General features: G+C 65.9%; 13 protein-coding genes and 1 riboswitch. Of the genes, 8 read left to right on the top strand and 5 right to left on the bottom strand.

Annotation, left to right across the window (positions count from 1 at the left end; all coding sequences use genetic code 11):
* Positions 1-15: 15 nt before the first annotated feature.
* The 4 genes from RT131_RS11395 to RT131_RS11380 all read left to right on the top strand — a co-directional run bounded on the left by RT131_RS11395 (position 16) and on the right by RT131_RS11380 (position 2,485).
* Complete coding sequence (locus RT131_RS11395) at positions 16-702, top strand: YceI family protein (RefSeq protein WP_313172932.1); 687 nt, start codon at positions 16-18, stop codon at positions 700-702.
* Positions 699-1,277, top strand: coding sequence for a cytochrome b (locus RT131_RS11390; RefSeq protein WP_313172931.1), 579 nt, complete (start codon positions 699-701; stop codon positions 1,275-1,277). Before RT131_RS11395 ends, RT131_RS11390 begins: the two co-directional genes overlap by 4 nt.
* Entirely contained in the window at positions 1,274-1,846 is a 573-nt protein-coding gene (locus RT131_RS11385; protein WP_313172930.1) for a YceI family protein, read from the top strand. The genes RT131_RS11390 and RT131_RS11385 overlap by 4 nt, the downstream gene beginning before the upstream one ends.
* 69 nt (positions 1,847-1,915) lie before the next feature.
* On the top strand, positions 1,916-2,485 hold the full coding sequence (locus RT131_RS11380) for a DUF922 domain-containing Zn-dependent protease (RefSeq protein WP_313172929.1): 570 nt from the start codon (positions 1,916-1,918) through the stop codon (positions 2,483-2,485).
* 6 nt (positions 2,486-2,491) lie between these two features.
* Here RT131_RS11380 and RT131_RS11375 read toward each other — a convergent pair whose 3' ends face one another.
* On the bottom strand, positions 2,492-2,716 hold the full coding sequence (locus RT131_RS11375; RefSeq protein WP_313172928.1) for a glutaredoxin family protein: 225 nt from the start codon (positions 2,714-2,716) through the stop codon (positions 2,492-2,494).
* A gap of 95 nt (positions 2,717-2,811) precedes the next feature.
* On the opposite strand from RT131_RS11375, the gene RT131_RS11370 reads away from it, so the two are divergent.
* From RT131_RS11370 to RT131_RS11360, 3 genes are all read left to right on the top strand, one after another.
* Positions 2,812-4,194, top strand: coding sequence for an L-serine ammonia-lyase (locus RT131_RS11370; protein WP_313172927.1), 1,383 nt, complete (start codon positions 2,812-2,814; stop codon positions 4,192-4,194).
* 55 nt (positions 4,195-4,249) lie between these two features.
* Positions 4,250-4,831 (top strand): hypothetical protein, encoded by a 582-nt coding sequence (locus tag RT131_RS11365; protein ID WP_313172926.1) that lies wholly within the window; start codon positions 4,250-4,252, stop codon positions 4,829-4,831.
* Between the two features lie 120 nt (positions 4,832-4,951).
* Positions 4,952-5,818: a hypothetical protein gene (locus RT131_RS11360; RefSeq protein ID WP_313172925.1), complete on the top strand. Its 867-nt coding sequence runs from the start codon at positions 4,952-4,954 to the stop codon at positions 5,816-5,818.
* 4 nt (positions 5,819-5,822) lie between these two features.
* Here the strand turns inward: RT131_RS11360 and rarD are convergent, their stop codons facing one another.
* The 4 genes from rarD to RT131_RS11340 form a co-directional block, all read right to left on the bottom strand.
* Positions 5,823-6,704, bottom strand: a complete 882-nt coding sequence (rarD, locus tag RT131_RS11355; RefSeq protein ID WP_313172924.1) for an EamA family transporter RarD — start codon at positions 6,702-6,704, stop codon at positions 5,823-5,825.
* A gap of 227 nt (positions 6,705-6,931) precedes the next feature.
* Complete coding sequence (locus RT131_RS11350) at positions 6,932-7,999, bottom strand: homoserine dehydrogenase (RefSeq protein WP_313172923.1); 1,068 nt, start codon at positions 7,997-7,999, stop codon at positions 6,932-6,934.
* Positions 7,996-9,246: an O-succinylhomoserine (thiol)-lyase gene (locus RT131_RS11345; protein WP_313172922.1), complete on the bottom strand. Its 1,251-nt coding sequence runs from the start codon at positions 9,244-9,246 to the stop codon at positions 7,996-7,998. The genes RT131_RS11350 and RT131_RS11345 overlap by 4 nt, the downstream gene beginning before the upstream one ends.
* Positions 9,243-10,349 (bottom strand): homoserine O-succinyltransferase, encoded by a 1,107-nt coding sequence (locus RT131_RS11340; RefSeq protein ID WP_313172921.1) that lies wholly within the window; start codon positions 10,347-10,349, stop codon positions 9,243-9,245. The genes RT131_RS11345 and RT131_RS11340 overlap by 4 nt, the downstream gene beginning before the upstream one ends.
* Positions 10,343-10,462, bottom strand: a riboswitch (SAM riboswitch). It overlaps the preceding gene by 7 nt.
* Before the next feature lie 117 nt (positions 10,463-10,579).
* Between RT131_RS11340 and RT131_RS11335 the strand changes: the two genes are divergently transcribed.
* Complete coding sequence (locus tag RT131_RS11335; RefSeq protein ID WP_313172920.1) at positions 10,580-11,389, top strand: M23 family metallopeptidase; 810 nt, start codon at positions 10,580-10,582, stop codon at positions 11,387-11,389.
* The last annotated feature ends 255 nt before the right edge of the window (positions 11,390-11,644 follow it).

Below are 11,644 nucleotides of genomic sequence, written 5' to 3'. Positions count from 1 at the left end.
ACCCGGAGCCGGACCTTGTTGCCACGCCTGCTATTGCTGACCTGCGCACTGCTGTCCTTTGCCGCAAGTGCCGCCAATGAACGCTACCGGTTCGATCCGGTGCATACCCGGGTGTTGTTCTCCATCGAGCACGCCGGCTTCTCGCATGCGCTGGGAACGGTGTCCGGCAGCGAAGGCGTGCTCGACTTCGACCCGCAGGACTGGGCCACCGCACGACTGGAGGTGATGGTTCCGGTCACCCGCCTGGACCTGGGCGATGACAAATGGAACCAGGCAACCCTGGCGCGCAACCTGCTCGATGGCGCGCGCTTCCCGCAGGCACGCTTTGTGTCCAGCCGGATCGAGCCGATCGATGCCAACCATGCCCGTGTCGTCGGCCAGCTGACCCTGCGCGGAGTGAGCCGCGAGGTGGCGCTTGACGTCACCCTCAACGCCCTCAAACGGCACCCGCTGCCACCGTTCCGGCGTACTGCTGGATTCTCGGCAAGTACGACGCTCAGCCGCGCCGACTTTGGCATCGACGCGTGGCCTTCGCTGATCGGCGACAAGGTCGAGCTGCGCATCGAGGCCGAAGCGGTGCGCGATGCTGGCGCTGAAGCGCCGCCGGCGGCAGCCGACCCTGTCCCCACGCCAGACAACAGCCTCGAAGACGCCGCCGACGCGGCCCTGAAATCAGCAGCAGAAACGGAAAACCACCCATGAGCCTGAAAAACACCGCACAACGCTGGGGCAGCCTCAGCAAAAGCCTGCACTGGCTGATCGCCCTGCTGATCCTGGCCCTGGGCATCGTCGGCCTGACCATGGGCGAGTTCCCGAAGACGCCCAAGTACTTCTGGATCTACACGATGCACAAGTCCATCGGCATCACCGTGCTGGTGCTGGTGGTGGTGCGCCTGCTGTGGCGCCTGTATGCAGGCGCCCCCGAGCCGGTGCCGGGTACGCCGAGCTGGCAGGAACGCATTGCCTCGGCCACGCATTGGCTGCTGTACGTGCTGATGTTCGCCATTCCGCTGTCCGGCTGGCTGTACGACTCGGCCAGCGGCCTGCGTCCATTCAAGCTGTTCGGGCTGGTCGAAATGCCGAAGCTGGTGGCCCCCAGCGAGCAGGCCAGCCAGTTCTCCCATGCCATCCACGAGTGGGGCTTCTGGGCGCTGATCCTGTTGGTGCTGGCACATGCAGGGGCTGCGTTCTATCACCACATTCATCTACGCGATGCCACGCTGGCACGCATGCTGCCGCAAGGCTGGCTCAACCTTCCGCAAAAGGATTCCGCATGAACATCAAGCTCACTTCTCCCGCCGCAGTCGCCGCTGCCCTGGCCGGCATGCTGGCGGTTGCCCCGGCCATGGCCGCCGATTACCAGCAGGCACCGGGTGCCGGCTCCATCCTGGTGTTTGCCAGCAAATATGATGGTGAAGTGTTCACCGGCAGCTTCCCCGGCTTCCAGACCCAGGTCAGCTTCGATCCGGCCAATCCGGCAGCAGGCAAGCTGGACGTGACCATTCCGCTGGCCGGTGCCAGGAGCGGCAATACCGACCGTGATTCCACCCTGCAGGGCGCGGACTTCTTCAACGTCGCCAGATTCGCCCAGGCCCGTTACACCGCCAATGGCTTCCGCGCGCTGGGCAACAACCAGTTCGCCGCCGACGGTACGCTCGAACTGCGCGGCATCAGCAAGCCGGTGACGCTGACCTTCACCTGGGCGGAAGGTGCACAGCCGGTATTGACCGGCAAGGCAACGGTCAAGCGCCTGGACTTCGGCGTGGGCGGCGGCGACTGGGCCGACACCAAGACCATCCCCGACGAAACCGCGATCAGCACCATCGTCAAGCTCAACGCAAAGTAAGTCAGGGGGCCTCCGCCCTGTTGACCCGCAGTGTGGCTATCGGCCACGCTGCGGGCCCTGCCCAACCGGATGCCAGCCCTGCGCACGCCACGTTCCATCATCGCCGCACTACTGTTCGTAGCCAGCCACGCGTCCGCTTCCGAGCAGTTGGACATCAGCTACTACCCGATCAGCGGTGATACCCCGGCGCAGCTGCTGCAGGCCATGCAGGACAACGGCCCACAGGCCGATGACGGCAGCCGCTTCCATGGTTACACGCGCTGGAACGTGCGCTGGAACTACCAGACCAATTCACGCAGCAACGGCTGCGTGCTGCAACGTGTAGACACCCAGGTCAACGGCAGCATCACCCTGCCCGAATGGACCGGCGAGCATACGGCCGACGCCAAACTGCGCGAACGCTGGCGCAACTACAGCACGCTCCTGCGCGAACACGAGCAAGGCCACTACCGGTTTGCGCTGGATGCAGCGGCCGAAATACGCCGGCAACTGGCAGCGCTGCCACCCCAGCGCAACTGTGATGCCCTGGTCCAACAGGCCAATCAGCTGGGCGCGTCGCTGGTCGAGCTGCAGCGGCAACGCGAAATCGCCTACGACCGGGATAGCAACCATGGCCGCAACAACGGCCTGGAGCTCTAGCCCCGGTCAGGCCAACAGCCAGTGTTGCAGGCCCGGTACATCGAACGGCCAGTCCAGTTCCCTGCCCGCGGCATCCCGCAGCACCGGCACGCGCGCGCCATAGCAGGCCTCCAGTGCATCGTCCTCATCGATGAACACACTGTCGAAATCCGGTGCCCGCGCCTGCGCCAACACTGCCAACGCCAGGTCGCAGAGGTGGCAATCGTCACGCTGGTACAGAGTCAATCCCATCGTCCATCGGCTCCGGCAATGCTGCGCTGCAGCCATGGCCTGCAGCAAGGAACCCGTAGAATAGCCGCCATCTCAATGCAGTAAACAGAATCAGCATGTCCGTCAGTACGTTCGACCTGTTCAAGATCGGCATCGGCCCGAGTTCGTCACACACCGTGGGCCCGATGCGCGCGGCCGAACGCTTCGTCCACCGCTGGCTGCTGGATCCGGGCCAACTGGACAACACCGTGCGCATCCGCGCCGAAGTCTTCGGCTCACTGGCCCTCACCGGGCGTGGCCACGGCACCGACAAGGCAGTGCTGCTGGGTCTGGAAGGTCACCGGCCCAACGAGATCGACCCGGACATCATCCCGGCCACGCTGGAGCGCATCCGCAGCAGCAAGCGCATCAAGCTGATGGCCCAGCGCGAGATCGCCTTCGATGAAAAGCGCGATCTGGCCCTGAACAAACGCCAGAAGCTGCCGTATCACACCAACGGCATGCGCTTCACCGCCTACGATGCCGATGACCAGATCATCGCCACCCGCGATTACTACTCGGTCGGTGGTGGTTTCGTGGTCAACGAGGACGATGCCGCCGACGACCGCATCGTGCCCGACCAGACACCCATTCCCTATCCGTTCAAGAGCGGCGACGAACTGCTGGCGCAGGCCGCGCGCAGCGGCCTGAGCATCGCCCAGATGATGTTCGAGAACGAGAAGTGCTGGCGCAGCGAGGAAGAGATCCGCACCGGCCTGCGCGAGATATGGGACGCCATGCAATCCTGCGTCACCCGTGGCATCCGCTCCGAAGGCACCCTGCCCGGCGGCCTGCACGTCAGCCGCCGCGCGCCCACCCTGTACCGCGAGTTGTCCTCGCGGCCTGAAGCCGCCATGCGCGACCCGCTGACCACGCTGGACTGGGTCAACCTGTACGCACTGGCGGTCAACGAGGAAAACGCCGCCGGTGGCCGTGTGGTCACCGCGCCCACCAATGGCGCGGCCGGCATCATTCCCTCGGTGCTGCACTACTACGACCGCTTCTGCCCGGGCAGCAACGAGCAGGGCGTGTTCAACTTCCTGCTGACCGCTGCCGCCATCGGCATCCTGTACAAGGAAAACGCCTCGATCAGTGGCGCCGAAGTCGGCTGCCAGGGCGAAGTGGGCGTGGCCTGCTCGATGGCTGCCGGCGGTTTGATGGCCGCCCTGGGCGGCAACCCCGGGCAGATCGAGAACGCTGCCGAAATCGGCATGGAGCACAACCTCGGGCTGACCTGCGACCCGATCGGTGGGCTGGTGCAGATTCCCTGCATCGAGCGCAACGCGATGGGCGCGGTCAAGGCGATCAACGCCAGCCGCATGGCCATGCGTGGCGACGGCAAGCACAAGGTCTCGCTGGACAAGGTGATCAAGACCATGCGCGACACCGGCCGCGACATGCAGGACAAGTACAAGGAAACCAGCCGGGGCGGCCTTGCCGTCAACGTCATCGAGTGCTGAGCCGCACAAAGGCAGACGCTGGCCCCGCCGGGGCTGGCGCCTGCTGCTGTTCCTGATGCTGTGGCTGGCTGCCAGCTGGCTGTGGAGCAGTTACTGGACGGCGGTGCCCGGGCAAGGCGCCGTCGCCGCCGATGGCCGTTTCAATCTGCCCTTGGACATCCGCCCGCAGGAGCACTGGGCGCTGAATCTGGATCTCCATCGCGGCAGCTTGAGCGACGCGCAATTCGCGCAGCGCACCACGCTGTGGAAGCAGGGAACGCCGGACATCGGCGTGATCACCCTGCACTGGCGACTACTGGCAAACAACGGGCAGCAGGTCGCCGCCGGCAGCGACCTCTTCCACCGCATCGACAGCTGGTCGGCGGACACCGTCAGCTGCAGCCAGCCCCTGCCCCCCATCGCACCGGGGCGCTACCGATTGGTCGGTCAACTGGACGTCGTGCCCGCCAGCGTCGCCGGCATGGACATGGCGGTGGCGGTCAGGGCCGCCAATGGCAAGGCATGGAAGAGCTGGCAGATCGATCTGGCGTGGTGGATGGCACTGCTCAACCTGCTGTTCGTCCTGCCCGTGAGCATCCTCCTGCTGCTGATCCTGCTCGCCAACACGTTGTGGCGGCGACGTCGTCGTCCGCACTAGCCACAAGCAGGCGCCGACCTGCCCACAGCACGCGCGCCCCGTCAACGTATTGCCTGTCTTGCAATGCCGCCGACGCTTCCACCAGAATCGCCCATCACAACGCTGCTTCAGGGGGAGCGGATGCACGGCGAACAGAACTCAGGCGAACAGCCGGTGCGCCGCCCGCGCTCGGCCGCACGGACCTCGGCCCCCGGCAATGGCATGGCAACCGTGCTCAAACTGCTGCTCGCCGCAGTGGCCCTGCTGGCACTGGCCTATTACATCGGCAACCGCAAGTCGGCGCCCGCAGGCGTCGATACCGCCGTTGACGACGCGCAGGCAACCGCCACCACATCGCCTGCCGCTGGTGCCGAGGCACTGGTGATAGAAGGCGAAAAAACCACGACCATGGCCACGGTGGATGATGCGCACATGTCGGTGCAGGAAGGCGGCAGCGTGCTGCGTATCGAGGGCAGCGTAGGCCGGAATTTCGCCAACGACATGCAGGCGCTGCTGGCTGCCCACCCGAGCGTGCGCCGCATCGACATCACCAGCGGCGGTGGTTACGCCAACCCCGGCCTGGAAGCGGCGCGCCTGATCAACCGCAACAATCTCACCGTACGGGTTCGCTCGCATTGCGCCAGCATGTGCGTGGCCTTGTGGGCCGCCGCCGGCCAACGGCAGCTGGAAGCCGATGCGGTGATCGGCCTGCATCAATGGAACCCGCAATGCGATGCCCGGCCCTCGCCGGAGCGCGAGGAATGCCATTACCAGGTGCAGTTCGCCACCGAACACACCTCCAGCTACAACGCATGGCTGCGCGCGGCCGGCTTCAATCAGCGGCTGCTGAACCTGCAGTCACAAACCGCCTCCGAAGACATGGCGGTGTTGTTTGCCCCCCAGCTCTGGGAGAACGGCGTTGAGTTCACCGCCGTCGACAGCAACGGCGCACGCATGAGCCGTGAAGCCGTACTGCAACAGCTCGCCGACCGGGCCAAGCGCGGCTGAATACTCAGGCGCCGCGCCTGCCCAGCTTCAACACGCCTTCCAGGGCCAGCAGCGCCACCGCCAGCCAGATCGCCACATAGGTCGGCCACTGCCCGTGGCCGACGCTCTCACCGAGCAGCAATGCCGCCAGCATCAGTAATACCGGCTCCACATAGGTAAGCAGTCCAAACAGGCTGAACGAAAGCATTTTCGAGGCCAGCATGTAACACATCAGTGCCACCGCGCTGATCGCTCCCAGCAACGGGATCAATACGTACAAGGCCGGCTTCTGCGCCAATGCCACCAGCAACTGTTGCCCATCGCCGATCGCCGCCCACCACGCCACCGGCAGCAACAGCACCAGTTCCACCCAGAATCCCCCCAGGTGACCAATACGCAGGTGTCGGCGCAGCAGGAAGTACGCCGGGTAGCCCAGCGCCACCAACAGCATTTCCCACGACAACCCCTGATTGCGCAGCAGTGCCCAGCCGACACCGAGCGCGGCGCTGGCCACGGCCAGTTTCTGCAGGCCCGACAGGCGTTCACCGTAGACCACCCGCCCCAGCAGCACCATCACCAGCGGCAGCAGGAAGTAGCCCATCGATACCTGCAGCGCGCGCCCATGCAACGGTGCCCACAGGAACAGCCACAGCTGCACGCCGACCATGCCTGCACACAGCGGCAACGCCCACCACAGCCGGCGCTCCACCCGCACACGTCGCAGGGTGTCAGCGATCAGCGTCCTCTCGCCGGTCACATGCAACATCAGCGCTACCAGCGGCACCGCGAACAGCACCCGCCAGCCAAAAATATCCCCGCCCTGCAGCGGTGCCAGTTGCGGACTGGCGTAATACATCAGACCGAACAACAGGGACGCGGCCAGCGAAACCAGAACACCCTTGGACACAACACACCTTTCAGAGGAAGGAACCGGCAGCGCTCGGCCGGCCCGGAACGGCAACGCGGCTCCATGATGCCGGCGTCCGGGCATCATAATCCCTGAAAGTCCTGCTGCTGGCGACGAATACCTGGCGTCCTCGTCCATCCGCCATCTGCACGCGCGCAAGCCGAAGGTGCCGGCCTCAGCCTGCGATGCGTCCGCGCTGCAGCACCGCCATGGTGCTGCAGCCATGCTCAGCGATTGACGATGCTCAACACGTCGTCAAGCAAGGCCGCGGCGGTCACTTCGGCGCCCGCCCCCGGTCCCTGGATCAACAGCGGCTGGGTGTTGTAGCGGTCACTGTGGATCGCCACGCGATTGTCGGTGCCACTGCCACCGGCCAGGGCATGCCCTGGCGGCAACGCACGCAGCCCGACGCTGGCACCCTGCGCATCCAGACGCCCGACGAAGCACAGCTTCAAGCCCTGCGCACGCGCCTGCTGCAGCCGTTCGGCCAAAGGCGCATCCAACAACGACAGCGCATCTTCCACGTCCGCTGCAGGCAATGCAGCCAATTCCGCCGGCACCAGCGAGTCGACCTTGATCTGATCCGCCTCCAGCGGCACACCCGCCGCACGTGCAAGTATCAGCAACTTGCGCCGCACGTCTTCGCCGGACAGGTCGATGCGCGGGTCCGGCTCGGTGTAACCGGCGACTGCGGCTTCACGCACGCAGTCAGAGAACGGCTGGCTACCGTCGTAACGATCGAACAGCCAGGCCAATGAGCCCGACAGCACGCCTTCGATGGCATGCACATGGTCACCACCTGCAACCAAGGCGCGGATGCTGCGCAACAGCGGCAAGCCTGCACCCACGGTCGCTGCATCACCGTAGCGCGCAGTGCCCGCCGCGGCTGCCGCACCAATCTGCTGCGCACGTGCCAAGGCCGTGCCATTGCCCAGTTTGTTCGCGGTCACTACATGGATGCCCTGCGCCAACCATGGCGCATGATCGGCAGCGACGGCCTCGCTGGCGGTGGCATCGACCACGATGTCTCCAACCCGCAGGCGCCCCACTTCCTCGCGGTGCACAGGTTCATCCCCTTGCCGCTGCGCGTCGCGCGCGCGCGACAATGCCGCGTCTGGCGCATCGTCACAGACCAGGGCGATGCGCGAATTGGCCACCACATGCAGCGATGGCAGGCTCAGCTGGCGTTGCTGCAGCGCCTGATAGCGCGCGACAAAGGCCGAACCCACCGTCCCCGTTCCCAGCAATACCAGCCGCGCCTGCGGCTGTTCCAGCGGACGCAGTACCGCGCTCATGCATCCACCGTTTTTTTACAGTTGCCAGCGCCCTGCTGCGCGTCGGCGATGACCTTGGCAGCACGCGCGAGGCCAGCCTGCAGGTCGGCGACCAGATCCTCGCTGGACTCGATGCCCACCGACAGGCGCAGCAGGCACTCGCTGATGCCGGCCGCGGCTCGCGCATCGGCGCTCATCGCAGCGTGGGTCATGGTGGCCGGGTGTGCGACCAGACTTTCCACACCGCCCAGCGACTCGGCCAGGGTGAAGTAATGCAGGCCATCGAGGAAGGCGCGCACCGCCGCGTACGGATCCTCGCCTTCGCAGGCGGCCAGCTCAAACGACAGCATCGCGCCGAAGTCCTTCTGCTGCCGTGCCGCCACCGCATGGCCCGGATGCGAAGCCAGCCCCGGGTAATACACATTGGATACTGCATCGCTGGCAGCCAGCAGCTCCACCACGGCCCGGGTATTTTCCTGGTGCACGCGCAGACGCGCATCCAGCGTGCGCAGGCCGCGCAGGGTCAGGAAGGCATCGAACGGCGAACCGGTCAGGCCCAGCGCGTTCGCCCACCACACCAGTCGCTGGTGCACCTCGGCATCGCGCGCGATCACCGCACCGCCGACCACGTCGCTGTGGCCGTTGACGTACTTGGTGGTGGAATGCAGCACCACGTCGGCACCGAAAGCGATCGGCGTCTGCAATGCCGGCGACAGGAAGGTGTTGTCGACGACGACCTTCGCGCCGGCCTTGTGCGCAGCATCGATGACGAAGCGCAGATCGGTGATGCGCAGCAGCGGGTTGGACGGGGTTTCGATCAGCACCAGCTTGGGCGACTTCGCCAGCGCATCGGCCAGCGAGCGCGGGTCGGTCAGGTCGGCGGTGATCAACTCGAAGTGGCCCTTGCTGGCCAGCGCGTTGAACAGGCGCCAGCTGCCGCCGTAGGCATCATGCGGCACTACCAGGCTGTCGCCGGGCTCCAGCAAGGCATTCAACACCAGATTGATCGCGCCCATGCCGGTCGCGGTGATCACCCCGCCTGCGCCCCCTTCCAGCTCGGCCAGTGCTTCGCCAAGCAGATCACGGGTGGGATTGCCGCTGCGGGTGTAGTCGTACTGGCGCTTGTTGCCGAAGCCGTCGAAGCTGAAGTTGGATGACAGCACGATCGGCGGCGTCACCGCACCGTAGGCGGTATCGCGGTCAATGCCCGCGCGCACTGCCGCGGTGGCACGGCTACAGGAGATATCGGAAGTGTGGGACAGGCTCATGCGGTTTCTCCGGGCAGGCGTAGGGCAGTGGCGAGGATCGCGTCAATGCGATCGGTTTCTTTGAGGAAGGCATCGTGACCGTAGGGCGAGCGCAGCACGCGCAGGCTGCCGCGCTGGCCCAGGCCTTCGACCAGGGCGACCAGGTCCGACAGCGGCACCAGACGGTCACCTTCAACCGCGACCACCAGGGTCGGCACGCTGACGGCGGCCGGATCAACCCGGTGCAGATCGATGGATTCGGACAGACGCAGGTAGGCATTGACGCGGGTGCGGGCGACGTACTGCGCGCCGGCGGCGTCAAGGTAATCTTCGGCGGCAACACGCACACGACCATTGACGACTTCCGGCGGCGCATCGAAGCGCTCACCAAACTCTTCCGGGGTGCGGTAGCTGAGCATGGCGAACTGACGCGCCAGCGCCAGACCATGGCTCTCAGCACACTGCAGCTGCCCCAGCGCGACGGCGCGACGTTGCAGTGCACGCCAGGCCGATGCGTACGGGTGCGGGCGATGGGCACCACTGACCGCGATCAGCTTGTGCAGGCGGGCCGGATGGCGGATCGCCAGTTGCAGGCCGACCAGCGCGCCATAGGAGTAACCGACGAAGCCATGCAACTGCTCGATATGCAGTGCGTCCAGCAAAGCGGCAATCGCATCAGCCTGGTCGGTGGTATCGATGGGCGCGTCCAGTTCGCCGTCGGCACCGACGAAGTCGAAGCCAAGCAGGCGACGTTGTGCCGGGTCCAACGCGCGACCAACGCCAACCAGGCCTTCGGCCCAGCCCTTCTCGGCGTAGGCGCTGTTCGCAGCGAGGTGGCGGTGCGCGGAAATACCGCCAGCTACCAGCACCACCGGCGCACCGCTTGCACCAACCAGTTGATAGCGCAGGCGGAGCGCACGCTGCCCTGCATGACGCATGCGCAACTGCAGCTCGATCTCGCCGCGCACGGCGGAGATGCCGTCATCGATACGGTCGAGTGACGCGACGGGGAAAAGCGGAGCTGCGGTAGCGGTGGCGAAACTCATGGCGGTATCCGGTAAGGAGCGGCCATCGAGCTTTCGCGGAGCTCGTGTTCGCCGTACACGCGGTACGGAACGAACCATCTTTCGGCGGACACGGAGGTCACCGCAGGATTTGGCACCAAACGCAGCCGCTTGCGCGTCCGCTGGTTGCCCCGGCTTCAAAGGGCCTGTCCCTCTGCCGGTCTCGATGGTGACGCTACATTGCCAGTGCCCCGCGGGCATGTCAATCGCTTTATTCGCATAAAGAGATGAATAAGTTTCCGAGGCAACCAAACAGGCACAATCAGGGAATGCACCAAGGACGTCTCACTGTGCCCCGCACCACTCCGATACTGCTGTCGTTGGCACTGCTATGTGCCAGCGACACCGAAGCCAGCCCAGGCAGCCGCTGGCGCGACGCCTGGGGGCTGCCTGCTGCGTCGACGCACGTGCTTGCGGCATCCCGCTCGGACGCCTTCGCCAGCCTGCAGCTGGAGGCACGCGCAGGCGGACGCAGCGCCGTGGTCAGCAACCTGACCGCCGGCCCGATACAGGTCCGCCTGCAGGGCGATAGCCGGGTACCGGCCGCCACCGTACTGGCCGCAGGCGAGAAGCGCAGCCTGTTATGGCTGGCAGATGATGGCAATCCACTGCGGCTGGCCCTGGACGCGTTTCCTGGCGACCCGGCAACCCAGCCGGAGGATCACCTCTACGTGCTACCGCTGCGGAGCACGAGCGTTCGGGTCAGCCAGGCCTTCGCCGGGCACTACAGCCACACCGATGCGCAAAACCTGTATGCGGTGGATTTCCCCTTGCCCGAGGGCAGCCCGGTGCTGGCCGCACGTGCCGGCCGGGTGATGCAGGTGGTCGACAGCCATGAGCAAGGCAGCCTGCTGCGCATCCTGCACAGCGACGGCAGCATGGCCTTGTACGCCCACCTGCAGGCCGGCAGCGCCAGCGTCGGCCGCGGACAGAACGTGGCCGCGGGGCAAGCGATCGCCCTGTCCGGCAACACCGGGCACAGCAGCGGTCCGCACCTGCATTTCGTGGTGCAGGCCAATACCGGGCTGGCGCTGCGCTCGATTCCGTTCCGCATGGGCAGCGCGCGCGGGGAGCTGAGGTTTCCCCGACAGGCGCCCTGAACAGCCTGCTTCGCCTGTAGTGCCGAGCCATGCTCGGCAGGGGCTTTACCGGTGAGGCCCCCTTGCCGAGCATGGCTCGGCACTACGGGTGGGATGCCTGGGAAGGCCTCTGCCGAGCATGGCTCGGCACTACGGGTGGGATGTCTGGGAAGGCCTCTGCCGAGCATGGCTCGGCACTACGGGTGGGATGCCTGGGAAGGCCCCTTGCCGAGCATGGCTCGGCACTACGGGTGGGATGCCTGGGAAGGCCTCTGC

It is taken from the genome of Stenotrophomonas sp. (assembly GCF_032066555.1).
Lineage (GTDB): Bacteria > Pseudomonadota > Gammaproteobacteria > Xanthomonadales > Xanthomonadaceae > Stenotrophomonas.
This window is presented reverse-complemented; position numbering and strand designations above follow the sequence as displayed.

What these genes read in the sequence shown, in the direction of transcription:
- RT131_RS11390 (WP_313172931.1), top strand. Translation starts at nt 699, where the DNA reads ATGAGCCTGAAAAACACCGCACAACGCTGGGGCAGCCTCAGCAAAAGC.
- RT131_RS11385 (WP_313172930.1), top strand. Translation starts at nt 1,274, where the DNA reads ATGAACATCAAGCTCACTTCTCCCGCCGCAGTCGCCGCTGCCCTGGCC.
- RT131_RS11380 (WP_313172929.1), top strand. Translation starts at nt 1,916, where the DNA reads ATGCCAGCCCTGCGCACGCCACGTTCCATCATCGCCGCACTACTGTTC.
- RT131_RS11375 (WP_313172928.1), bottom strand. Translation starts at nt 2,716, where the DNA reads ATGGGATTGACTCTGTACCAGCGTGACGATTGCCACCTCTGCGACCTG.
- RT131_RS11370 (WP_313172927.1), top strand. Translation starts at nt 2,812, where the DNA reads ATGTCCGTCAGTACGTTCGACCTGTTCAAGATCGGCATCGGCCCGAGT.
- RT131_RS11365 (WP_313172926.1), top strand. Translation starts at nt 4,250, where the DNA reads ATGCTGTGGCTGGCTGCCAGCTGGCTGTGGAGCAGTTACTGGACGGCG.
- RT131_RS11360 (WP_313172925.1), top strand. Translation starts at nt 4,952, where the DNA reads ATGCACGGCGAACAGAACTCAGGCGAACAGCCGGTGCGCCGCCCGCGC.
- RT131_RS11350 (WP_313172923.1), bottom strand. Translation starts at nt 7,999, where the DNA reads ATGAGCGCGGTACTGCGTCCGCTGGAACAGCCGCAGGCGCGGCTGGTA.
- RT131_RS11345 (WP_313172922.1), bottom strand. Translation starts at nt 9,246, where the DNA reads ATGAGCCTGTCCCACACTTCCGATATCTCCTGTAGCCGTGCCACCGCG.
- RT131_RS11340 (WP_313172921.1), bottom strand. Translation starts at nt 10,349, where the DNA reads ATGGTTCGTTCCGTACCGCGTGTACGGCGAACACGAGCTCCGCGAAAG.